Annotated in this window: 16 protein-coding genes; 3 read left to right on the top strand and 13 right to left on the bottom strand. The window is 65.7% G+C overall.

From position 1 onward, the window contains the following. Window positions 1-61: 61 nt before the first annotated feature. From VM621_RS14725 to VM621_RS14670, 12 genes are all read right to left on the bottom strand, one after another. Complete coding sequence (locus VM621_RS14725; RefSeq protein ID WP_325469710.1) at window positions 62-1,999, bottom strand: glycoside hydrolase family 127 protein; 1,938 nt, start codon at window positions 1,997-1,999, stop codon at window positions 62-64. A 115-nt stretch (window positions 2,000-2,114) separates the two neighbouring features. After that, on the bottom strand, window positions 2,115-4,478 hold the full coding sequence (locus VM621_RS14720) for a Tat pathway signal protein (protein WP_414674550.1): 2,364 nt from the start codon (window positions 4,476-4,478) through the stop codon (window positions 2,115-2,117). A gap of 16 nt (window positions 4,479-4,494) precedes the next feature. Continuing rightward, window positions 4,495-6,069, bottom strand: a complete 1,575-nt coding sequence (locus VM621_RS14715) for an APC family permease (RefSeq protein WP_325469708.1) — start codon at window positions 6,067-6,069, stop codon at window positions 4,495-4,497. A gap of 2 nt (window positions 6,070-6,071) precedes the next feature. Next, window positions 6,072-7,829: a DUF885 domain-containing protein gene (locus tag VM621_RS14710; RefSeq protein WP_414674543.1), complete on the bottom strand. Its 1,758-nt coding sequence runs from the start codon at window positions 7,827-7,829 to the stop codon at window positions 6,072-6,074. Between the two features lie 12 nt (window positions 7,830-7,841). Beyond that, window positions 7,842-9,623, bottom strand: coding sequence for a DUF885 domain-containing protein (locus tag VM621_RS14705; RefSeq protein WP_325469707.1), 1,782 nt, complete (start codon window positions 9,621-9,623; stop codon window positions 7,842-7,844). Continuing rightward, window positions 9,620-10,834 carry a Xaa-Pro peptidase family protein gene (locus VM621_RS14700; protein WP_325469706.1) on the bottom strand — a complete coding sequence of 405 codons (1,215 nt, stop codon included), beginning with the start codon at window positions 10,832-10,834 and terminating at the stop codon, window positions 9,620-9,622. The genes VM621_RS14705 and VM621_RS14700 overlap by 4 nt, the downstream gene beginning before the upstream one ends. After that, window positions 10,831-12,426: an aldehyde dehydrogenase family protein gene (locus tag VM621_RS14695; protein ID WP_325469705.1), complete on the bottom strand. Its 1,596-nt coding sequence runs from the start codon at window positions 12,424-12,426 to the stop codon at window positions 10,831-10,833. The genes VM621_RS14700 and VM621_RS14695 overlap by 4 nt, the downstream gene beginning before the upstream one ends. Before the next feature lie 3 nt (window positions 12,427-12,429). Then, a complete protein-coding gene (locus VM621_RS14690) occupies window positions 12,430-13,335 on the bottom strand; it encodes a dihydrodipicolinate synthase family protein (protein WP_325469704.1) in 906 nt (301 codons plus the stop codon). Next, a complete protein-coding gene (locus VM621_RS14685) occupies window positions 13,332-14,630 on the bottom strand; it encodes an FAD/NAD(P)-binding oxidoreductase (RefSeq protein ID WP_325469703.1) in 1,299 nt (432 codons plus the stop codon). Before VM621_RS14685 ends, VM621_RS14690 begins: the two co-directional genes overlap by 4 nt. Further along, window positions 14,623-14,871, bottom strand: coding sequence for a (2Fe-2S)-binding protein (locus tag VM621_RS14680; protein WP_325469702.1), 249 nt, complete (start codon window positions 14,869-14,871; stop codon window positions 14,623-14,625). The genes VM621_RS14685 and VM621_RS14680 overlap by 8 nt, the downstream gene beginning before the upstream one ends. Beyond that, window positions 14,868-15,965, bottom strand: coding sequence for an FAD-dependent oxidoreductase (locus VM621_RS14675; protein WP_325469701.1), 1,098 nt, complete (start codon window positions 15,963-15,965; stop codon window positions 14,868-14,870). Before VM621_RS14675 ends, VM621_RS14680 begins: the two co-directional genes overlap by 4 nt. Continuing rightward, window positions 15,962-16,903 (bottom strand): 4-hydroxyproline epimerase, encoded by a 942-nt coding sequence (locus VM621_RS14670; RefSeq protein WP_325469700.1) that lies wholly within the window; start codon window positions 16,901-16,903, stop codon window positions 15,962-15,964. The genes VM621_RS14675 and VM621_RS14670 overlap by 4 nt, the downstream gene beginning before the upstream one ends. 210 nt (window positions 16,904-17,113) lie before the next feature. On the opposite strand from VM621_RS14670, the gene VM621_RS14665 reads away from it, so the two are divergent. After that, a complete protein-coding gene (locus tag VM621_RS14665) occupies window positions 17,114-17,851 on the top strand; it encodes an AraC family transcriptional regulator (RefSeq protein WP_325469699.1) in 738 nt (245 codons plus the stop codon). 170 nt (window positions 17,852-18,021) lie between these two features. Here the strand turns inward: VM621_RS14665 and VM621_RS14660 are convergent, their stop codons facing one another. After that, entirely contained in the window at window positions 18,022-18,936 is a 915-nt protein-coding gene (locus VM621_RS14660; protein ID WP_325469698.1) for a LysR family transcriptional regulator, read from the bottom strand. A gap of 194 nt (window positions 18,937-19,130) precedes the next feature. Here VM621_RS14660 and VM621_RS14655 point away from each other — a divergent pair, with 194 nt between their 5' ends. Further along, window positions 19,131-19,877 carry a helix-turn-helix domain-containing protein gene (locus tag VM621_RS14655; RefSeq protein WP_325469697.1) on the top strand — a complete coding sequence of 249 codons (747 nt, stop codon included), beginning with the start codon at window positions 19,131-19,133 and terminating at the stop codon, window positions 19,875-19,877. 32 nt (window positions 19,878-19,909) lie between these two features. After that, window positions 19,910-23,413 (top strand): ATP-binding protein, encoded by a 3,504-nt coding sequence (locus tag VM621_RS14650; RefSeq protein ID WP_325469696.1) that lies wholly within the window; start codon window positions 19,910-19,912, stop codon window positions 23,411-23,413. The last annotated feature ends 12 nt before the right edge of the window (window positions 23,414-23,425 follow it).

The following is a 23,425-nucleotide window of genomic DNA, read 5'->3' as shown; positions in this document are numbered from 1 at the left end:
CGCATCGCACCGGGCCCGGTGCGGGTTCCTTAGCTAGCGGCGCTAAACCGCTTGCCCGGTATCAGCCAGCGCCGCCGGCAACCTCTTCGGTCTGCCAGTACACGGCGTAGCGTTCCCCTTGAATCGTGTTGAGTGGCGCCACCTCGACCACGCCGTGGCGCGTCATCGCGTGGAACGTCAATGGCTTCTTCGCCGGAACCAGCCAGCCGAACGGATTACCCTCGTCGGATGCCACCTGCGGGGCGGGCTGTGGTTTCGGCTCCGGCGATGGGCCGGCGTCGTACTTACCGTACTGCTGGTCGCGCGTGAGCCCCTTCGCGCCGAGTCGTGCGGCAAGCACGATCGGCCCCAGCATGATGGCCTGCAGGCTGTCGTCACCGGGCAGCGGCACGCGACGCAGGGCCATGGGCAGCGTCAGCGATACGCGGTCACCGGAGCGCCAGGTGCGCTTGATGGTGAGGTAACTGCCGGGCGAGGCGAACATGTCCTGCAGCTGGCCATTGATCTCCACCCTTGCGCCGGGCTCGATCCATGACGGAACGCGCAGGTTGAAGGCGATCTCTCGTGGTTGCGTCAACGTGAGCGTGAAGCGTGTCGCGGCCTCGCGTGGGAAGTCTGTCTCCTGGCGAAGCGTGAGGCCGAGTTCAGGCCAGTCCAGCTCGGAGGCGATGAACAGGTTGACGTGCAGCGCCTCACCGTCACGGAAGTAGATCGCGTCGTTGAAGCGCGCGAACTCATCGGCGCCACTGCCGGTACAACACCAGAACGAATCCGTGGGTGAGTTATAGAACTTCGCACCGCCCGGTTGCAGAGAGTAGTAGTAGAGCTTCATCCCCTGCGCGTCCTGGGTGCCCAGCCGCGCGTTGTAGAGGTTGCGCTCGTAGTAGTCGAAGGCGCGCGGATCGCCGTTCCAGGCGTAGATGTGGCGGGTGAGCTTAAGAAGGTTGTAGGCCACGCAACATTCGGCGGCGTAGAGGCCCAGCTGATGCTTCAGGTCGCCAGGACCGGTGTTCCAGAACTCGTCGTTGCTGGAGCCGCCGGTCGCATAGGTGCGGTTCTGCGTCACCGTCTCCCAGAAGAACTCCGCGATACGGCGATAGCGTGGCTCGCCAGTGAGCTCGTAGCGTCGCGCCGCACCGATCACCTTGGGAATCTGAGTATTGCTGTGCAGGCCTTTCAGCTCGTCGCGATGGGCGGCGAGCGGTTCGAACAGCGACGCCTGATCGAAGCGGTGGGCGGCATCCAGATAGCGCGTATTGCCAGTGATGGCAAAAAGCTCGGCCATCGACTCGTTCATGCCGCCGTATTCAGTCTTGAGGATGTGCGCTACTTCCGCATCGGAGAAACCATTGAGCCAGCGCACCGTCCAGTTGCCGATGCCTGTCGCCACCGCCAAGGCCTGCTTGTTGCCGGCCAGCCGATACATGTCGAGCATGCCGGCCTGAATCTTGTGGACCGTATAGAACGGAGCCCAGACCTTTTCGCCCGCACTGAGCCGGTCAAAGAACGTTTCGGGGAACGCGCTGAGGTAACCGTTCGGTTGCTGGCAACTGGCCAGGATGGCGACGAGTTCATCCCCTCGCGCCTTCATCGCGGTGTCGCCGTGGGCTGCCCAGGCGAGCGCTGCAGCGGAGAGGTAGTGGCCGCCGCTGAAATGACCGCGCAGTTCGCAGTCCGGTTTCTCCCAGCCGCCGAGCGGCTGCGCGGTGGAGCGCTGACCGGCCTGCACGCGAAAGCTGTGGGCCAGGCGGTCGACGGGTAGGCTGCGCAGATAGTCGAGGTTGATCGTCGCGGCGCGGCTGAAGTCGCTCTCGAGCAGGCGGACCTGGTCCAATGCGAAAGGCTGCATCCGGCACACCGGCTTTTCGCGGGCGGAACCGGCGACCGTGCTGAGTGGATCGGCGGTGTCGAAGGCGCGCAGGCGCGGTGCGGTCAGCGCTGCAGCGAAGGCCATCGCACCTGTTTTCAGAAATCGCCTGCGCTTGTCGGAACCCTGCATGCCGCTCCCCGTTGACTTGCGCATCCCCCGATGCACGCTTTCATCGTGCCGTCACACGGGTATGCCGTCTTGTGTCATTTGCGGACCGTCGGTGCGGAATACCGCATACCTCATCTCAATCCAGTGACAGTGTTACGGCGATACGCTGGCCGGGCTGCCCGTGAAGGCGCACAGCGTCGCCGCGCCGATCGTCGTCGCGGGCCGGCTGGCTATCGACCTGCACGACGTTCGCCTTGCGGCCAGGCGGTACGCGCAGGGTGAGCCAGGTCTCGCGTGGCGTGGCCTCGTGCGGTAGCGTGACGCTGGCCGATATCCGGTTGTGCGCCTGCTCCACGCGCAGATCGCAACGTCCCCAGCGGGTTGGCGCGCCAGTCATCGAGACGGGACCCTGGGCGAGCCACGCATGCGGCAAAGCGCGGCCGAGCAGCAGGCTGTCCCCCGCGCTGTCCTCGAAGACGAAAGCCCAGCGCAGCAAGAGTGGAATAGTCATTTGCGCGGGCATGCAGAACAGCGGCATTCCGCCCGAGATATCGGTGACCTCGCCGGCCGTCCAGCTGCCCGGCGTATGTGCGTGGTAACGGTGCGCATAGAGGAACAGCAGGTACTCGTCGACGCGGCCCAGCCGAAGCAGCTGTTGCGCATAGCCGTAGGAGATGAAGCCCAGGATGTCACGGCTTTTCGGGTCGACCGGGCCGATGTTGGCGACGACACCGAGGCTGGTAGCGCCGTGGCCGCGCATCGCGTCGATCACGAGATTCGCGAGGTCGTCGGGCAGGATGTCGGCTTGCAGCAGTTCCGCATACGCACGGTGTGGCCATTGCTGTTCGCTGGGATGTTCGGCAGCGAGCGCCTCGCGGAAGGTGCGCTTGACCCCGGGAAGGGGCGGGATATAGGCCGGCTGGAGGTCGTGGCGCACATTGGCGCGAACGCTGGCGACGACTCGTTTGCGCAACGTGTCCGCGCGGGACACCCAGAGGGATGCGTTGGGGCCGCCATCGGGAGCGATGCGAGGCCATGCGGTGGCAAGGTCGGCGAGACCGCGCGCAGCCAGCGCGCTGTTCGCGAAATACGGTTTCCACCACAGCGAGGGATCCGGAAACAGGCAGGCGTCCGATTCGTTCCAGCCGTGGATGAGGCCGTGGCCGGGATCGTTTGAAGGAAGCTGCAGGGAGGCATCGTGCAATTCGATGAGGATCGCGGCGGTCGCTTCGATCTTGCGCTGGTGCTTGCGACACAGCGCCACGTCACCGGTGTACGCGACATAGCGTGCTATCAGGGACAATGTGAGCCCGAACTGCGCCGTTTCCGCGCCGCGCATGTTGATCATGCCGTCGTCGTAGACGAAGTCGTTGAAATAGCCGTCGAACACCGCGGCCGCCTGAGTGAACCGGCCCCATTCGAGGTTGGCGTACAGCGAGCTGGTGAAGGTGTCCTGGAAGCCGTCGTATTCGTTGCCGGCGTAATCGCGATCGACCGCGCCATAGCGCGGATAGGTGCCGTCCGGACGCGCCACCAGTTCGCGCGCGAACGCATAGCGCGCCATGTCGGCCCAGCCCGGTGCGGCGATGTCCGCACGGACGACGTCGGCGAGCTCGGCGTGCCAGACGTCGTGAAAACGCAGCAGAGCTGCATAGAACGCCTCGGCGGCGGGCGGTTCGCGCCGGGGAGGATAGGCGGGGTAGCTATGGCCGTAGACGACCTTGGTGAAGCGGCCCCGCTCGATCAGCGCGGTTCGGTGCCAGGTCTGCACGACGAAACGGTCGGTGGCGTCGACGTCGGCGAAGACAATGACGTCGTACCAGCGGTGGTCATCGATAGGTACCACCTTATGCACGGCCGGCAGCCAGCCGCCAAGCAGGCCTTCGCGCCGGCGGGCGACCTTCTTCGGATCGTGCAGATCGGCAAATACCTGATCGGCGTGGTAGCCCCGCGTGCTGCCTGATGTATAGACCGGCATGGTGTCCGCGCATCGCCGCGTGCCGACGAAGGTTGTCCAGGGCAGACGACCGTAGTAATTCTCCGGATCGAGCACGGACGCAGGCGGCGGCGTCGCCAGTCGCACCTGGGTCTCGTCGGGCTCGCCATGGGCGAGCAGGCGGTCCGCCAGCAGGTCCGGGCCGGCGACGGCGATGTCCGTCAGTGCGAGACCGAGATACGGCTGCGTCGCCTCGTCCCACGTCGTTTCGGTACGCTTGCCCAGGACGACGGCTTGCGTGCCGTCGGTCAGCACGAGTGCGCCATCCGTTGTGCGCAGATCTTCCTCGACTCGCCAGGCGCGGCCATCGTGTTGGAAGCGGGCCAGCGTGGTGTAGCTCTTGAGTGAAGGCGCGTCGAGCGGCACGCGAGGTGCTTGCGGCGGCGGGCTGGTGGCGGGTGACGATACGGGGCCGTTGCGCCACAGAGCTTCGGCCGACAACGGAACGACACCGATCGCAGCGCTTGCCGCTGCCAGCGTACGCAGGAAATCGCGGCGGGCCATCGGCACGCCCTCTCGGTCACTCATCGTCGTCGTCCAGCGAGAGCGCTGAGGCGGGCAGGCCCGTCGACGCGCCCCAGTAGTAGATCAGGGTGGAGAACACCAGGACTGTCACCGAGTCCCAGGGATGCGCCAGGCTGCCGTTACCACCGAACGTGCCCAGCGCCGAGACGAGCATGATCAGTACATAGAAGCCGACCAGCCAGAGCGACGAGCGCACCTGCCGGGCCAGTACGTCGCGCGGTGCGCCGGTGGCGCGCTTGACGACGACATAGCCGACGAACATGACGATCTGCAGGCCGAGCAGCCAGGACACCGTGCTCCAGCCCGACCAATAGACGATCAGCGCGGCGACTGCGAATGAGACGGGGCCGATCACGGCGAAGCCGCGCACGCGGAAGGGACGTTCGAGTCCCGGTGCACTTCGTCGTAGCGCAGCCACCGTCACCGGTGCTACCGCATAGCTCAGCACCAGCGCGGCGGAGACGACCTGGATCAGTGCCTCCCAGGAGGGAAACGGCAGCGTCCAGAAGATCGACAAGGCGAGCGTCAGCCATAGTGCAGGGCGCGGAATGCCGGACTGGCGGTCGATCCGCGTCAGCGTCGGGAAGAAGCCGCCGCTGCGCGCCCAGCCGTAGACGATGCGCGGCGTCGCGTTCATGTAGATGTTGCCCGTACCGCTGGGCGATATCACCGCGTCGCACACCACCAGTGTGGCCAGCCAGCCGAAGCCGAGGGCGAGCGCGATGTCGTGATAGGGCAGGGCGAAGGCCTTGTCCATGCCGTTCCAGCCACCTGCCAGCATGTCGGTGGGGATGCCGCCGAGGAAGGCGAGTTGCAGCAGCACGTAAATCACTGTCGAGAGCAGGACGGAAAGGATCAACGCGATGGGAATCGTGCGCTGCGGATCGCGTACTTCGCTGGCCACCGAGACGATGGGCGTGAGGCCGAGGTAGGCGAAGATAATGCCGCCGGCGGATACCGCGGCCTCGATGCCGGACAGGCCGTTGGGTGCGAGCCCATGGATGCTCAGGTTGCCCGGATGAAAGTGCGTCAGCAGCACCACGACCACCAGAACGGGCACTACAAACTTGAAAACGCTGATGACGTTATTGGCCTTGGCGAAGGTCTTCACACTGAAGTAATTCAGTGCGAAGAACACGAGGAGCAGGGCCAACTGAACGAACCAGCCGAACACACTCGCATGTGTGCTGCCCGGCACATTCAGCGCGGGAAGCCATGCCGCGGCGTACTGCCGGCAGGCGACGGTTTCGATAGCGATAAGGCTCGAAAACGCAATCAGCGTGATGAAGCCCATGAGAGAGCCGAGCAGCGCGCCATGCGAGTACTCCGGGTAACGCACCGCGCCGCCCGCGCGTGGCAGGGCGGCGCCCAGCTCGCAATAGACCAGCCCGAGCAGCAGAACCGCTGCGCCTCCGATCAACCACGAGAGGATGCCTGCGGGGCCGGCAAGCGCGGCGACATGCCCGGCCGCGAATAGCCAACCCGAGCCGAAGATCGCGCCCAGTCCGATGAAGGTCAGGTCGACCAGGGTGAGCCGTTTCTGAAAATGGCCTTGCGACGCATCGGTCATAGTCAATGAACTCCCTGGCTATGTGGAGACTTGCCGCCACCTGCTATGAAGGCGTCGATCCGTTCGTTAAGGAGCGGAAGGGGCACCGAACCGGTGGCGAGCACGGTGTCGTGAAATGCGCGAATGTCGAAATGCTCGCCCAGTGCTCTCTCGGCACGGGCGCGACCTTCGCGGATGGCCATCTCGCCCAGGTAATAAGACAACGCCTGTGCCGGCCACGCGATATAGCGGTCCACTTCCGTGTCGATTTCATGCTCGGCCAGCGCTGTGTTGTCGCGCAGGTATTGCCGTGCCTGTTCACGCGTCCAGTGCAGGTGATGGATGCCCGTGTCGACCACGAGCCGCGCCGCGCGCCATGCCTGGTAGCTGAGGTAACCGAAGCGCTCGTAGGGCGTGTGGTAGATACCCATCTCCTGACCGAGATATTCGCAGTAGAGCGCCCAACCCTCGCCGTACGCGGAGATGTAGTTGAACCGGCGGTAGTCGGGAAGGCCTGTCGTCTCGGCTGCCAGTGGCATCTGCAAGGCGTGCCCGGGCGATGATTCGTGCAGCGTCAGCGCAGGCAGGGAATAGAGCGGCCGCGCCGGCAGGTTATAGGTATTGACCAGGTAAATGCCGGGGCCGCCGCGTCCACCCGTGTAGATTGGCGCAAGGTCGGCCGGCACGGGCTCGATCGCGAAGCGGCGGCGCGGCAACAGGCCGATGTAATCGCCGACCACGGCGTCGACCTCCTTGGCGATCCAGGCGGCGTCCTTGAGCAACTCATCGGGAGTCTTTGCATAGAACCGCGGGTCCGTGCGCAGGAAGTGCAGGAACTCGGGAAAGCTGCCCTTGAAATCCACTTCGCGCATGATCGCGAGCATCTGTCCGTGAATGTCCGCCATCTCCTTCAGACCGAGCGCATGGATGTCGTCAGGGCTCATGTCCAGCGTGGTGTACTCGAGAATCTGCGCGCGGTAGAAGGCCTTTCCGTCCGGCAGGTCTTCGGCAGCGAGGCTATCGCGGGCTTTCGGGTAGTACTCGTCGTGCATGAAGGCTAGAAGCTTTGCGTACGCAGGCCGCACCTGTTGCGCGATCGCCTTGCGCGCCTCGTCACGCAGGCGTGCCTGTTCCGCCGCGGGAATGGTCGAGGGCATTTTCTTGAACGGCGTGTAGAAGAGGTTTGCCTCGTCCGCCGCATCGGCCACCGAGCGGATTCCGTCGTACTGGCTGGCGACAACGAGCTTGGGTTGGGTGAAGCCACGTGTCAGACCGAGACGCATGTCGGCGATCTGCTCATCGAAATAGCGAGGCACGTCGCGCAACCGGCCGAGGTAGTGGCGATAAGCCGCGGCATCGGTGAACGTCGCCCGCGCGCTGAAGCCGAGGTTGCTCCAGAACGCCGAGTCGGCGTTGAAGGGCATCTGCCAGGTCATGAAACGCTGGTCGGCGAGCAACACTTCGATCTGCTGACGGAACACGGCGTAGTTGGTTGGGTCCTCGCCCGTCAGTCGCTTCGGATCGATTGCCTGCAGTTGGCCGAGCACCTCACGCCAGTAACGCTGACGTTCCGCCTGCGTCGTCGCATCCGCCTTCGGCAGCGTGTCGGATGGCTTCGCCGGGCCATCCTCGTCGTCCGCTCCGGCGAACTGCGCCTGCCGCCACGACCATTCCCGGTCGGCGATGTCGTGGAAGCGGTGGGTCGCCTCGTCAGCGAGCACGGGAGCGGCGAACGTGGCGATGCCCAACAGGCAGGCAAGACGGGCGAGGTACTGGGGCACGTGACGCTCCGTTCAGTGATGAGTGGGTGTCGAGGCCTTGATGTTGGCGATCCACGCATCCGTGCGTGCGTCGAGCAGATCCAGCGGCATCGCGCCGCCCGAAAGCATCTCGTCGTGGAAGGCCCGGATATCGAAGGCAGCGCCGAGCGCCTTCTCCGCGCGCTGCCGTAGTTCCAGGAACTTCAACTGGCCGAGCTTGTAGCCCAGCGCCTGACCCGGCCATGCGATGTAGCGGTCGGTCTCCGCCTGCATGCTGGGCTCGTCTTCCGCGGGGTGTGCGTGGAAGAAGTCGATCATCTGCTTACGCGTCCAGTGCAGTGAGTGCACACCGGTGTCCAGCACGAGGCGATCGGCGCGCAGCAGATCGCCACTGAGCCGGCCGTAGTCGTTGTATGGATCCTTGTAGAAACCGACTTCCTTCGCGAGACGCTCCGCATAGAGTGCCCAGCCTTCGATGTAGGCGTTATAGCCGGCCTGCTGGCGGAAGGGCGGCAACGGCAGGTTCTGCGCGATGGAGATTTGCAAGTGATGGCCCGGCACGCCTTCGTGGTAGGCGGTGTCTTCGATCGTATAGAGCGTGCGCTGGGCGAAGTCGCCGGTATTGACGAAGACGACGCCGGGGCGTTTGCCGTCCGGCGTACCCTGGTGGTACTCGGCGCCCGGTGCATCCTTCTCGCGATAGGTCTCCACCGCCTGCACGTACAGTGCGGTGGTCGGCAGGCGGCCAAACAGCTTCGGCAGCTCGGGCCGCATACCGGCGATGTACTGGCGGTAGCCGTTGAGAATCTGCTCGCGTGAAGTGGCGTAACGCGTGCGATCCTTTTCCAGCGCCTCGCGGAAGAGGGGCAGGCTTGCGTAACCTAACTGTTGGGCGATGGCGGTCATCTCGCCTTCGATACGCTTCACCTCGTCAAGGCCGATCTGGTGGATACGCTTCGGATCGAGGTCGGTGGTGGTCTGCGTATGGATGGCGAAACGGTAGCGCGCCTCGCCGTCGGGCAGTGACCAGATGCCCTCCTGAAGGCGACCGCGCGGGGCATAGTCATTCGCGACGAAGTCGGCCAGCTTGCGGTAAGCGGGGCGTACCTGCTGGTCGACCGTGGTGAGGATAGCCTGCTTCAGGCGTTGCCTGTCTTTCACCGGAACGCTTTCCGGAATGTGCGCGACAGGCTGGCCGAAGACGTTCGCTTCGCCGGCCGGATCCGCGATGTGTCGCGCCTGCACGGCGACTTTCTCGAGCAGGTAGCGCGGCTGCATGAGGCCATCGGCCATGCCCTGGCGCGACGCCGCGATGAGCTGGCCGACGATACCGGGGATGGCTTTCAGCCGCGCGAGGTAATCCTCGTAATGACGCGTGCTGTCAAACGGAATGGTGGGCACGAAGCCCGGCAGCTGCAGTTGCACGCCGCCGAGCTGATCCAGCGGCATCTCGTGGTTCTTGAGGCGGATCGCCTCGAGGTGGTCCTTCAACTCACGTACGGCCATCGCCTGGCTGAGGCGACGTTGTTCGTCGAGACGGGAGACGTCAACGGCCTGGAATCGATGCAGGAAGGACGCTGTCGCGTCGCGATCGACGATGACATGAGCCAGCGAGTAGTCGGTCCAGCGGTCGTTGTAACGGTCGTCGCCGATCGTCGTGGCCAGCTCGGGGCTTTCCTTCAACTGGTACTCCCAGCGTTCGGCAACGAGAGCGTCGAGGTCCGCTTGAGGGCCGGTCGCGGCGAGCGCGGTGGAACACCGTGCGGCCAACAGACAAGCGACGACGACGCTGCGGACGGCGGTCGAACGGGTCATGCGAGTCCCTTGGCGAAAGGCTGGTCGATCGACGGCGATGGCTCGGTGAACCAGGCACCGCCTTCCTCGGTGACGTAAAAATGGTCCTCGAGGCGAATGCCGAAACGTCCCGGGATGACGATCATGGGTTCGTCGCTACAGCAGTTGCCCGGAGCCAGAGGGGCGTTGTTGCCGCGCACAAGGTATGGCGCCTCATGGATGGCCATACCGCAGCCGTGGCCGGTGCGATGCGGTAGTCCGGGCAGGCGATAGTCCGGCCCGAGGCCGCCGGCTTCGATCACGCGCCGCGCCGCGGTGTCGATATCGGCACACGGGACGCCGGGCCGCACGGCATCGAATGCCGCCTGTTGCGCCGCGCGCTCCAGGTCCCAGATTCGCGCGTGCTCGGTGTTCGGCGTGCCGAACACGTAGGTGCGGGTGATGTCCGACTGGTAGCCGGCGACGCTGCAGCCGGTATCGATCAGTACTACCTGGTTGGGCTGAAGATATTGCTCACCCGGTACGCCGTGGGGGTAGGAGGTGGCCTCACCGAACTGGACGATGCAGAAGGTGGATCCGTTGTCGGCGCCGAGCGCACGGTGCGCACCGTCGATGAAGCGCTTGACCTCGCCGGCGGCGACGCCTTCATGAAGCATGCCGGCGGCGAGCGCTTGCACCTTCAGTGTCATCGCCGTCGCCTGCTTCATCAGCGCGAGCTCCGCTGCCGATTTACGCGCTCGGCAACCGTCGATCACCGGTGCGGCATCGATGATGGCACGGTTACCGATCGTTTCGCGAAGCCCCGTATAGACGCCGAAGGGCGCGGCCGGATCGAGGGCCAGTGTGGCCGCGCCGCGCACACCCATGCAGCCTGCGACCAGCGCGTAGGGATCGTCATGCTCTTCCCAGAACGCCATGGCGATCGGGTGCGCCATCTCTGCGCGTAGCGAACCTTCCTCGAAGGCCGGACAGATCATCGCCGGCTCGCCGCGCCGGGGTAGCAACATGGCTACCAACCGTTCGGTGGCACCCCAGGGGATACCGGTGAAGTAGCGCAGCGATGTGCCTGCCGTAACGAGCAACGCGTCCGCCTCGATCGTATCGAGCAGACGCTGCGCGCGCTCGATACGGTCGAGGTATTCGTCGTTCGCGATCCGTGGCGCAAGCTCGGTCCAGGGCGTACAGGCGGCCCAGGCGAGCTCCGGTGAGAGATGGCCGATCTGCGCGCTCACGCGTCGGCTCCGACGTCGGCATGGGTCCAGCGACCGTCAATACGCCGCTGCGCGCCCGCGGCGTTGTGATCGCGCAGTTCCGCGGGGAGCAATGCATCGGGGACGTTGTCGTAACTATGCAGCACGGTGAAGCGGTGGATGGCCGCCGGCATGCCGACCGCGGTGAAACCGGCGTTACTGGTCGAAGGAAACGGGCCGCCGTGGTTCATCGCGGGGCTGACCGCCACACCGGTGGGCATGCGGTTGGCGATGAGCCTGCCCACCCGCTCGCGCAAATGTCGCGCGATGGACCCCCACAGTGCGTCGTCGCTACCGTCCGCGGCGCGGTAAAGCGTGCCGGTGAGATTCCCTTCGAGCGCTTTTGCCACAGCGGCGAACGCAGCGTCTCCATCGACACGAACCAGCAGGCTGACCGGGCCGAAGGCTTCGGCTTGCAATGCGCCCTTGTCGTCGACGAAGTCGATGCCGTCGACGCTCAGTAGCGTCGGCTGGAAGCGATAGCCCGTGCCCGTGCCGATGTCGCCGCCCGCGAGTACCTGCGCGCCGGCCGTGGTCAGACCCTGCACGGCTCGCGCAAGGTTGTCCTGCACGCCACGCGAGAACAGCGAGCGTGGCGATGCTTCGGCGAACAGGCGGGTGGCGCGGGTGACGAATGCATCGCCGGCGGCGTCTTGGGGGACGACGACGATGCCGGGATTGGTGCAGAACTGGCCGCTGCCCATTGTGCAGGAGGCGAAGAAGGTGGCAGCGAGCGCCTCGGCGTCCTCGGCCAGTGCGCCTGGCAACAGGAAAACCGGATTGACGCTCGACATCTCGGCATAGATGGGCACGCCGGCGGTATCCGCAGCGGCTTTCAGTGCCAGTCCGCCGGCACGACTTCCGGTGAAACCGATCGCGCCCAGCCGGGGATCGGCAGCAAGGCGCACGCCAAGCTCGTTATCGAAGTGGTACAGCATCTGTACCGCCGCGGCGGGCAGGTCGGCGGCGAGGAGTGCCTCGTGGGCGAGCTCTGCCAGGCGTCGCGAGGTGGCAGGGTGCGAAGGGTGCGCCTTGGCGATGACAGGATTGCGCGCTGCGATGGCCGAGGCGAAGTCGCTGCCCGCGATCGCATTGAAGGCGAATGGGAAGTTGTTCGGGCCGAACACCAGCACCGGCTTGCCCAAAGGCGCGCGGTGAGCGCGCAAGCCACTGGCCGTGTCGATCACCGGATCGCTCCAGCTGTGTTCGCGTACCGCGCGCGCCGTCTGACGAAGCTGCCCACTCGCGCGTGGCAGTTCCACCGACCGCAGACGCGGTTCGGCGGGCAGCGCTGTTTCCGCCGCGGCGAGCGCGACGAGTGTTTCGGCATCGCCCTCGATTGCGGATGCGTAACGCTCGAGGAAATCCGCGATACGTTCGGGTGACGTCGCAGCCAGTTCGGCGGCAACTGTAGACGCGGCGACGAGCGCCGCCTCCACGTCCGTGGCACCACTGACGGGAAATGCCGGGCCGATCGCTTCGGCACGCGTGGGGTCTTCCGCCCGGAACGAGCCGGTTGGCGCGTCCGCGGCACGCCACCGACCGCCGATCAGGACCTGTGGCTGGTCAGTCATGACTCAGGCTCCCGGCTTGGTGGCGATCGCGTGGTCGATCACTTTCATTGCCGCGTCGCGCTCGGCACCAGCAACCGGCAAGCGCGGCGCGCGCACGGTTTCGCTGCCCATACCCACACGCGATTGCACCAGCTTGATAAGCTGGACGAAGGTCGGCACCGTATCGAGGCGGAGCAGCGGGAGGAACCACGCATACAGCGATTCAGCGGCTTTCGGGCCACCGTCGCGGGCCAGCTCGAAGAGTTTCACCGATTCCGCGGGGTAGGCATTGACCAGACCGGCGATCCAACCGGTGGCTCCCATGCTCACGCCTTCGACCAGGGCATCGTCCATGCCGACGAGCAGTTCGAGGCGGTCGCCGAGCAGCGCGCGGATCGCGGCAAAGCGACGTACATCGGCGGAGGATTCCTTCACGGCCTGCAGATTCGGAAACTGTCCTGCCAGCTCGGCGATTTGCGCTGGGGCGAAGTCGGTCTTATAGGCCACCGGGTTGTTGTAGAGCATGCAGGGCAGGTCGGTAGCGGCGATTACAGCCTTCACGTGCGCGCTCATCTCGCGCCAGTCGGTCGAGTACACGTAGGGCGGCAGCACCATCAGGGCCGAACAGCCGATGGCCTTGGCCTCCCGCGCGAGGTGGACGGCTTCGGCGGTGGAGAGCGAGGCGATGCCCGGGATCACCGGGCCGCGGCCGTCGAGCGCCTTGACCAGCGTGCGCAGGATGGCCGTCTTTTCGTCGAAGCTCAGTGTGGCCGCTTCGCCCAGCGAACCGAGCGGCACGATGCCTTTGCAGCCGGCATCGAGCATCTGCACCGCATGCTTGGCGAGGAAGTCGTGATCGACCTGACCGTCGGCGGTGAACGGCGTAGTGATGGCGGGAAGGACGCCGTGCCAGAAGGTTGCGTTGCTCATGTTTGGATGCCTCTCGGTGCAGGAAGGGAAGGACGAAGATCCGGTTCGCCCAGCGTGGACAAACGGGCGGGAAAGAGGGGAGGCCGCGCATCGGTGCGCGGACCATGGCCGAGTTCGGTCAAAGCGGCGCCGCAGATACGACCCTGGCAGGCACCCATGCCGCAACGTGTGGCGAGCTTTGCGCTGCGAGCGTCCGCATACGTCCGGATTGCGCCGAGCGGCACGTCTTCGCAGCGGCAGACCAACGTGTCGTTGCCGGCAAGGGCATGTACTCGCTGTGATAGACCGAAGTGACGGTGCAAATGGGTGGCGAAGGCTCGCGCGTGGTCACGGCGACGCAGGAGCGCGGCAGGCACGGGCACCCCGGCCGCGGCGAGGCCGGCGATCTTGCCTTCCAGGCGAGCGCAGTCCCGGCCACCGATACCGCAGCTTTCACCCGCGGCGAACGTGTCGATACGGCTCGTCCGTTGCAGGGAGTCCACGTCCACCTGTGCGTGCACGTGATCCGTGCGCGTCGCGCAGCCCAGATGCCGGACCAGCGTCAGGTCGGGCACGAGGCCGAAGCCAACCGCGAGCACGTCGCAGTCGAGGCGCTCATGACCCCGTGGACCCTCGATCTCCACGGCGGCAAGAGCGTCGTCGCCGAGCGCGGCGGTAACGACGCCGCCGGGGTAATAGCCGATACCGGCGAGCGACAGCCGCAGCGATGCGGCCTGCGTGAGTTTGGCCGGCCAGCGCCAGAGCCCTCGCGCGAAGCGATGGATCGTTGCGGCTGATGCCTGTTCGTGGATGCCGAGCACAATGGCCCCATGCCGGCGCGCGGTGTGTGCGGCCGCCAGCAGGAGAGGGCCGCTGCCTGCGATCAGTACTCGGCGTCCGCGCAGAGCCCAGCCCTGTTTGGCCAGCGCCTGCAGACCGCCGGCACCGACCACACCCGGTAGGGTCCAGCCCGGAAACGGCAACAGCAGTTCGCGTGCGCCGGTTGCGATCACAAGCGAACGGTAGGGGAGCACGTAGCCGCGACGAGGATCCTGCAAGAGCAGATGGTCCGATTCCGCAGCGATCAGCTGCGTCTCGGGCAACCACGTCACGCCGCGCTCGGACAAGGCGTCGTGAATGCTCCGCTCGGCGATCGCGGGGTAGCCGTGCGTGACGTCGTGGCGCCAGACCTGGCCGCCCGCTCTCGGCTGGCTGTCGATGAGTACGACACGGCGGCCCGCACCGGCGGCAGCGGTGGCGGCGGCCAATCCTGCCGGTCCGGCACCGACCACGGCGATGTCGAAGGCTTCAACCATCCGTGTCCACCCGCATGCCCTCGCGCACGGTGACCTGGCAGGCGCGCTGCTGGGCGATGTCGTCGATGCGGACACGGCACTCGAAGCACACGCCCATGCCGCACAGCGGTGCACGGCGTTGTCCACTCAACGAGCGCCGGAAGGGATGTTCGAGGCTGAGCAGCGCCGCGGCGACGCTTATCCGCCCAGGTACGTCGACGGGCACGCCATCCACGATCAGGCTGACGTCGCTGCCGCTCACGAGAGCACCCGTGCGGGATCATAAGGTGCCGCGTCGATCGCCGTAGGGCGCGCGAGCAGCTGATCGATAAGTAGGTGAGCGCTGCCTAGCGACGTGGTCACACCGAGACCTTCGTGACCGGCGGCAACCCAGGTATCGGCCATGCCGGGCACCCGTCCGAGGTAAGGCAGTCCATCCACGCTCACCGGGCGGAAGCCGGTCCAGATGCGCAGGGCGTCGAGATCGCGCAGACCCGGCAGGAAGCGAAAGCTGCGCTGTAGCATGCGCCGGACCATATCCATCGACACATCGGTATCGACCGCATCGTATTCACGCGAGGATCCGATCAGGATCTGCCCCGTCGGTCGTGGCTGTACGTTGAAGGCGACGCTGGCGGCATCGGCGCCGTGGGCGCTATCGGCATAGCCGAGTTCGAGGAGTTGATGCCGCACCATGGGCGGGTATCGCTCGGTAATTACCAGATGCCCCTTGCGCGCACGGATCGGCAGCGAGGGCAGCAGGCGGGGTAAGGCGCAGCCGGTGGCAACGAGCACGGGACCACGCAACACGCTACCGTCTTGCAGCGCCACACAGCCCGGTTGCATGCGCAGTGCGTGCTGCGCGTGGAATGTGGCCCCACGTTCCAGGGCGAGATCCACGAGATGGCGCGCGACAGCCGGCGGGTAAACCACCGCTTCGCGAGGGACCCGCAGGCCACCGCGCAATCCGGGAGCGAGCATCGGTTCCAGTTCGTACAGGCGCACCGCTTCGACGAGTTCCGCCTCGACGCCGGCTTCGGTGAGCCGCGCGAGTTTGGCGGGTATGCGCGAGAACTCGTCGTCGTTGCTGGCGACCCACAGTGTGCCGCAGCGGCTGAATTCGGCTGAAGGCAGGTCGGTGAAGGCTTCCCAAAGGGCCAGCGAATAGCGCGACAAGGCGAACTCAGCCGGATCGTCGTCCATCGCTACGAGGTGTCCCATGGCCGCCGCGGTGGCGCCACCCCCGACGATGCCCGGTTCGACGATGGCGACGTCCAACCCCTCGGCGGTTGCTCGCTCGGCACATGCGGCACCGACGATGCCGGCACCGATCACGATCAGGTCGAACGTGCTCACGCGGTGCCTATGCCCCAGGCCAGCGGGTCGGCCTGGTCGATCACGATCGTGCCGTGCATCGTGACGTGCGCGCTGCCGGTGATGCGTGGCAGCACACCGCGCTCGCCATGCCGGTAGGTCGCTTCGAAGATGCTGCCGAGGATGCCGGCTTGCCGCCATACCTGACCTGGATCCAGCTTGCCGTCCGCAGCGAGACAGGCCACCTTCGCGCTGGTGCCGGTACCGCAGGGCGAGCGGTCGTAAGCCATTCCGGGACAGAGCACGAAGTTGCGGCCGTCGCCACCGGTTTCATGGTCGGGGCCATTCAGTTCGATATGGTCGATCTCCTGGCCGTCGGCGCCGGTGATCCCGTGTCGTTCGAGACCGGCGCGGATCGCTTCCGTATACACCGTGAGCGCGCGCTGGTTTGCGAGGGTGAGAGGATGCGGCGTGTCGTTGGTGATGAAGAACCAGTTGCCGCCCCAGGCGACATCGCCGGTCACGAGGCCGTGGCCGGGCACGTCCACCGAGATGCTTCGGCGGTGCCGATAACTTTCCACGTTCTCGACCGCCACGCGGCCGTCTTCGAGCAGTTCGACACCGACCATGCCGACCGGCGTCTCCAGGCGGTGGCGGCCCGGGCCGATACGCCCCATGTGCTGCAACGTACGTACGAGGCCGATGGTTCCGTGCCCGCACATGCCGAGGTAGCCGACGTTGTTGAAGAAGATCACGCCGGCGCAGGCGGAGGGATCGCTCGGCTCCAGCAGCACGGCACCGACCATGGTGTCGGAACCGCGGGGCTCGCAGGTGACGGCCTGGCGCCAGTGATCGTACGTTTCGCGCATGCGCTGGCGACGTTCGGAGAGCGAGCCGGGCCCGAGGTCGGGGAAGCCGGAAAGCACGACCCGGGTGGGTTCGCCACCGGTGTGCGAGTCAATGAATTCAATAAGGTGCATGGGTTCATGCTCACCGGGACACCCCGTCGGCGTATAGAAGGCTTTGCCGAGGACGGATGCGGAATTCGGCACAACCACATAATGCCGCCATGGTGGACGCGTCGACGGACGGGCTTGCATTTACCCGCTCTATGCCGCTTATGATGCATTGCGGCATGCCAGGTATCTCGCTGCGCCACGCCGCCACCGCCTCCGGAGAAACACGCGGCCATGAAGATTTCCGCCGATGAGCTCGAGCCGTTGTTTGACGCGTTGCCCGATGTCGTGTTCTTCGTGAAGGACACCGAGGGCCGCTACACACATGCCAACCTGACACTAGTTCGTCGGTTGGGCCTGAAGCACCGCAGCGATGTGATCGGCAAGGACGTGACCGAACTGTTTCCCACGATAATGGGCGGCTCTTACGCTGCGCAGGATCGGCGCGTGCTCACCGGGGAGCTGATCGAGAATCAGCTGGAGGTGCACATCTTCAACAATCGCACGCCTGGGTGGTGCCTGACCTGCAAGCGGCCGCTGTTGTCCTCGCGCGGCGAGATTCGCGGTGTGATCGGGATTTCGCGGGACCTGGGTTTTCCCGATGGTAAGCATCCGACTTACGAGCGCCTTCGCCGCGTGCTCGCGCACATGCAGGAGCACTACGGCGAGGGCGTTCGCATTCCCACGCTTGCCCAAATGGCGGGGCTGTCGGTGGCCCAGCTCGAACGGCACTTCCGCCGCGTGTTCCAGCTGACACCGCAACAGGTACTCACCAAGCTGCGCATCGAGGCAGCCATGCGCCTGCTGAGCGGTGACGACAGTGTCGCCGCGATCGGCATGGCGTGCGGCTTCGTCGACCAGAGTGCGTTCGCGCGCCAGTTCAAGGCCACCGTTGGCATGACGCCGAGCGATTACCGCGGCATGGCGCAGCGCGCGCAGCCTGTCGTCGCGCAACGAGCTGCGGTTTCTTGACCACGCGAGATCTTTGCCCGGTAAGCGCAACTCTTACCACGGCGTGAGCGAAATATCGCGGATCCCCCGTCTCCAGGAAGCAGGAAAACCTGGCCCGCTTCAAGGCAAGCAAGCCGGCGGAATTCACACGGCAGGTCGAGGCCCTTCAGACACACTTCTTGCCAGGTGCCTTAACCGGCTAAAGCCACGCTTTCCCCCACAGTTCCCTGACTCAGCTCCTCTTGCGCAAAGCGCACGAAAGCAAGCGCGGAATCGCTCACCGCGCGAGCCGACATCGTCAGGGCGTGAACCGGAATAGGGGCCGGTTCCGCCGATTCGTGGACCCTGACCAGACGACCGCTCCGGATATCGTCCTCGCATAGGCAGGCAGGTAGGCGGGCAAACCCGAGCCCGGCGCGGACCGAGGCGAGGAGCAGATCCGTGTCGCTGGTCACCAGCCTCGCTTCGCTTTGCCTGCCTGGCCGAAAGACAAGACTCACGGGCGCACCCGGGCCAGCATACGCAAGAACGTCGCCATCCGCGATGCGTTCGGCGTGGGCTGGCGTTCCAAGGCGCGCAAGGAGCTCGGGCGCCGCGACTGTCATCACGGGCATGCGGGCCAGCGATCGCGCGACCACGTCCGTGCTGTCGGGCAGGCTGTCGTTCACTGCCAGGACGACGTCCGCTTGTTGCCGGAGGAGCGGCTCGACGTCGCCGGTGCCTGTTGTCAGCCATACGCGGACACGGGGATGAACCGCGGAAAACCTCGGCAGGATAGTCGACATCAATGGCATCAGCAGGCTGTGCACGTGGACTCGTACGAACCTGCTTTCCCCATCGGCGCGCGTGGCCGCGTACTCCGCCGCGGCCGCGGATTCGCACATGGCCGAGGCGTGTCGGTAGACCGCCTCGCCCGTGGAGGTTACCGAGAAGCGGCGCGCGTTCCGGTGCAGGAGCTGCACGCCCAGTCGCCGCTCCAGCGCAATGACCCGGCGGCTCAGCAGGGATCGCGTCGTTCTGAGCTGGTCGGCGGCCACCGAAAAGCTCCCTGCCTCGATCACCTGCACCAGAAGGAACAGGTCCGCCATGTTGTTCGTCTGCTTCATGCTCGTGATGACATGCGATGGATGCGCGCAACAGTAGGACGATAGTCTGCCTGTCACCTTTGATGGAGGGGGGGTGACCTTTGCCCGGGGGGCAAAATCGGCCGATTTGTCTATACTCCGCCCAAAGGGGACGTCGCACGACGCTTGGCAGCACACTGGGGCTCTGCTTGTACACGTCAGATTCGCCACACATCATGGTTGTCGACGACCGACCCGAGGAGATCGGCGCGCTCGTTGTGGCGCTCCGCGCGGAAGGCTGGCGGGTAAGCATCGTCACCAACGCCGGTCAAGGCGTCCGGCGAGCGCAGGTGATGGTCCCGGACCTCATCTTGCTCGATGTTCGGATGCCGGAAATAAACGGCTTTGTCGTCAGCCGTCTGCTGCAGGAAGTTCCGCAGTTGAAACACACGCCGATGGTGTTTCTGACGGCGGCGAACAGCCTCGAGGAACGCCTCGAAGGGCTTAGTCATGGCGGTGTCGATTACATTCTCAAGGACTGCAGTCCCGCTGAACTGGTGGCGCGGGTGCGTATCCATCTGAGGCTCGCGCCCCGGTCTGCCGTCCCATCCGTCGATCCGGTATCCGTCGGATCGCCGTCCCAGGACGAGGTGATCCTGCAAGCCGCCATGCGGCTTCTCCGTCGGCGTCTTTCCGAGCCCCTCACCCTCGACGAGGTGGCCCGGGACGTGGGCACCTATGACAAGCGTCTATCGGCGATCTTTCGGGAACACCTTGGCACCACGGTTTTTGCGTGGCTGCGTGAGGAGCGGATCCAGCGAAGCCGCCGCTTGCTTGCCGAGACCTCGTTGAGCATGCAGGAGATCGCCCTCGAGATCGGCTTTCGGAGCGCTTGCAACTTTACGACCGCCTTCCGGGAGCGGCTGGGCGTCCCTCCCACTCAGTATCGGAAGGCGACTCAAGGAGTTACCGGCACGTGCTGAGCTGGGTACGACGGGCGGCGTGCGCGCTGTGCATGCTCGCCTATGGCATGCAGGCCGTTGCGGCCGCGCCGTCCCCGCATGTCCAGCTGCCGCTGGTGATCTACGATCAGAACACGGGTCTGTCGAGCCTGTCCGTGGTTCGCCTTCTGGAAGACCGACGTCATTTTGTCTGGGCGGGAACGGAGCAGGGCCTCTATCGCTTCGACGGCATTGGGTTCAATCCGATGCTCGCAAAGGACGGCTTCCAGACCTCGGAAGTGGTGAGCCTGGCCGAGGACGACAACGGGCATGTCTGGGCGGGATCGAGAGCGGGCCTTCAGTCGCAGAACGATGATGGGCAGTTTTCCTGGGTGCGGCCGGACGGCCGGACCATGCTCGCCGACCGCGGCCAGACCCTGGCACCGGACGGGCAGGGCGGCATGCTGGTGGTCAGCGGGCATCATCTGTTTCGCCTGAAGCAGCAGGCGCCCGGCCAGTGGACGGCGGCCCCATGGCCGGAAGGGGAGGCGAGTGGCACCGGAGCGACCCAGGTCGCCGCTGTCTTCCAGCATCGCGGCGAGGTCTGGTTCGGGTGCGACGAGGCGGTGTGTCGCCTGAGCAAGGGCGCCCTGACCCGATTTGGTACTGCCCAGGGCGTTCCCGCCGATAGATGGGTCGGGTTTCTGGTCGCCCGCGACGGCACGGTATGGGCGCGCGGGTTGCGCACGGTCCTCACGCTCGCCGCTGACGGTGACGTGTTCGTCCCGCACAACATGCCGGGGACGCATGGCGAGGTGGCGGCCACCAGCATCGATCTTGCCCAAGATCGGGAGGGGCGAATCCTCACGCGCTCGGACACGGGCATCGCGCGCTGGGACGGCACCCGTTGGGAGCTGCTGGACACGCTCAACGGGCTGCCCGGCGTGGGGGTTTCCGCCCTGATCGCCGATCACGATGGGGCCGTGTGGGCGGGAACGTATGGCCGGGGCGTGCTTTATTGGAGCAACGCCAGCGCCGTCGAAAACTGGACCGCCAACCAGGGGCTCAACGACAGCCTCATCTGGTCCATTACCCGGGCAGGTACCGACTCGATCTGGGTGGCTGGCGAAAGCGGCGGGGAAATCATCGTGCCGTCCGAAGGGCGCGCGCACCGATGGCCCATCAGCCTGCCTCCGCCCTTCCAGGCGCACGCCGTGGTCACGGATACCGCCGGATCCATCTGGTACTTCCTGTTCGATGGGCGGGTGGTCCGTTACGAACCCGAAACCCACCGCACGACCCAGGTCGCCGAACTGCCTTATCTCATCCGCGGCGCACACAGGGACCGGGCCGGCCGGCTCTGGATCTATACGATGGGTGGGCTCTATGAGCTCGACCCTGCCTCCGGATCCGTCGCGCACGTGGCTCCGGACCTGATTCCCTCAACGATGTGTTCCGACCTGGCGCAGGACAACGCCGGGCGTTTATGGCTCGCCTGCAACTCTGGCTTGTATCGCCACAACGACAGCGGATGGGCGCGCGTTCGCGTCCTTCCGAACGAATCGCTCGGAGGCTACGAAAACGTTGCGGCAACCCCCGACGGGCGCCTCTGGCTCAGCGCATTGCAGCCGGGACTCCTCTCCGGGCGTGCCGGCGATCTGGACACCCTCACCATGGAGCCTGTCGACGACCCGCTTCTGGCGGCGACGCGATTCTATTTTCTGCGCGCCGATGGCCAGGGCCGTGTCTGGGCCGGCGGCGGTAAAGGCGTGGACGTCCTTGCGGGTGGGGTGTGGACACGCCTATCCAGCCGGGATGGCCTGTTGTGGGATGAAACCAACCACGGCGCGTTCTTCGCCGATACAGACGGCTCGGTGTGGATCGGGACGCCCGTCGGGCTGACCCACATACTCAAGCCCGCTGACCTGCTTGCGCCCCGAACGATGACCCCGCGGCTTTTTCCGGCTCGCTATGGGGCCCGTGCCGTGGCGTCGGAAGCACTGCCTTACGAAAGCGGCGCCCCCTTGAACGTCGCCTTTGGCGTTTCGGGCAACAGTGCAGGGCATCCGGTGCACTTTCGCTACCGCCTCAAGCCGCTGGACCGCGACTGGGTCGACACCAGCCAGCGAGAGGTCCGCTACGCGTCGCTTCCCTGGGGCCATTACCGTTTTGAAGTTCAGGTGGTGGACGAAAACCGGCGTGCGAACTCGAGCATCGCCTCGTTCGAGGTCACCATCCAGGCGCCATGGTGGATGACACCGGGCGCCTTCATCGCCCTCGCCCTGGCGATCGTGGGCCTGGTGGTGGGCGCATGGCGCTGGCGGACCCACTTGCTCATCGCGCATGCCCGGCGGCTGGAAGGCATCGTGGTCGAGCGCACCGCGGAACTGCGTACGCTCCTTCAGGCTCGGCGCCGTTTGCTCGCTCACATCGGGCACGATCTGCGCGCGCCGCTCTCGGCCATCGTGAATGTGGCCCGCCAGTGGCGCGGGGCCGGAGCGGAGGTCGACCATCCGCAGAAGATCGAGCGCCACGCACGCCTGCTGATGGAACTGATCGACGAAGTCCTGGCGTTTTCGCGGGGCGAGTTGACGGACGTCCAACTGGAACCGGCCCCTGGCTACCTCCACCGCTTCCTCCATGAGGTGGCGGACGAGGACGTGCTCCTTGTCCAGTCCAACCATAACCGGCTGCAGGTGCGCATCGATTCGGAGCTTCCGGCCGTTGTCGAACTCGACTTTCGGCGCTTACGCCAGGTGCTTTCGAACCTGCTGGGCAATGCTGCGAAGTACACCCGAGACGGGCAGATCGTCTTTACCGTCGGCGGCCGAATCAACGAAGCCGGCACATCGTGTCGCCTGAGCTTTGCCGTCGAGGACACGGGCATCGGTTTGGGAGAGTCGGGCGCCGAGACCCTTGTGGAGCCCTTCGTTCGCGGCACGAACATCGACGATGCCCCTGGGAGCGGACTAGGCCTCGCCATCGTTGCGCAACTCCTGGCTCGCATGGGATCCCGGCTTGAAGCAGGGAGTGGTCCGGAGGGAAGGGGAAGTCGTTTTTCATTCGAGATCGAGGTGCCCCTGGCCCAGGAGCACGACATGGAGCCCGACCTTGCCACGGGTCGATACACGGTAGAAGTGGAGGGGCACGGCAGGAGGGTGGTGGTAGCCGAGCCCGATGCGGCGCGTAGCGCCGTGCTGTGCGATTTGCTCGACGGTTACGGGTTTCAGTCGGTCGCCGTGGGATCGGCCGGCGAGCCCGACGACCTTGGAGCCGAGCCGCCGATCCTTGTTATCGCCGAACATCGGTGGCCGGACGAGGATGAGGGGGCGGTCATCGCACGCCTGCGTCGCCTCGCACCGGATGCGTCGCTGCTGGTGTTCACGGCTGTACCGCCTGCCACTGTCCCCCAGTGGCGCGCTCCCGGCGTGGAGGTGCTTCTGAAGCCCTCCGACGCGGCCGAAGTGATGGCGCATGTTGCCCGGCTCACCGAGCGCCCGGAGGGCTACCTCCATCCGGTGCCACAGGAAAGCGAGACGTTGGCGTCCCCTTACGCAAAAGGCGTTGATCCCGCCTGACCCTTGGCCGCT

The sequence above is a fragment of the Luteibacter sp. genome, from assembly GCF_035539195.1.
GTDB lineage: Bacteria > Pseudomonadota > Gammaproteobacteria > Xanthomonadales > Rhodanobacteraceae > Luteibacter.
The sequence above is the reverse complement of the archived record's forward strand: the minus strand, read 5'-3'. Positions and strand labels throughout refer to the sequence as shown.

What these genes read in the sequence shown, in the direction of transcription:
- VM621_RS14725 (WP_325469710.1), bottom strand. Translation starts at nt 1,999, where the DNA reads ATGCAGGGTTCCGACAAGCGCAGGCGATTTCTGAAAACAGGTGCGATG.
- VM621_RS14720 (WP_414674550.1), bottom strand. Translation starts at nt 4,478, where the DNA reads ATGGCCCGCCGCGATTTCCTGCGTACGCTGGCAGCGGCAAGCGCTGCG.
- VM621_RS14715 (WP_325469708.1), bottom strand. Translation starts at nt 6,069, where the DNA reads ATGACCGATGCGTCGCAAGGCCATTTTCAGAAACGGCTCACCCTGGTC.
- VM621_RS14705 (WP_325469707.1), bottom strand. Translation starts at nt 9,623, where the DNA reads ATGACCCGTTCGACCGCCGTCCGCAGCGTCGTCGTCGCTTGTCTGTTG.
- VM621_RS14695 (WP_325469705.1), bottom strand. Translation starts at nt 12,426, where the DNA reads ATGACTGACCAGCCACAGGTCCTGATCGGCGGTCGGTGGCGTGCCGCG.
- VM621_RS14690 (WP_325469704.1), bottom strand. Translation starts at nt 13,335, where the DNA reads ATGAGCAACGCAACCTTCTGGCACGGCGTCCTTCCCGCCATCACTACG.
- VM621_RS14685 (WP_325469703.1), bottom strand. Translation starts at nt 14,630, where the DNA reads ATGGTTGAAGCCTTCGACATCGCCGTGGTCGGTGCCGGACCGGCAGGA.
- VM621_RS14670 (WP_325469700.1), bottom strand. Translation starts at nt 16,903, where the DNA reads ATGCACCTTATTGAATTCATTGACTCGCACACCGGTGGCGAACCCACC.
- VM621_RS14665 (WP_325469699.1), top strand. Translation starts at nt 17,114, where the DNA reads ATGAAGATTTCCGCCGATGAGCTCGAGCCGTTGTTTGACGCGTTGCCC.
- VM621_RS14660 (WP_325469698.1), bottom strand. Translation starts at nt 18,936, where the DNA reads ATGAAGCAGACGAACAACATGGCGGACCTGTTCCTTCTGGTGCAGGTG.
- VM621_RS14655 (WP_325469697.1), top strand. Translation starts at nt 19,131, where the DNA reads ATGGTTGTCGACGACCGACCCGAGGAGATCGGCGCGCTCGTTGTGGCG.
- VM621_RS14650 (WP_325469696.1), top strand. Translation starts at nt 19,910, where the DNA reads ATGCTCGCCTATGGCATGCAGGCCGTTGCGGCCGCGCCGTCCCCGCAT.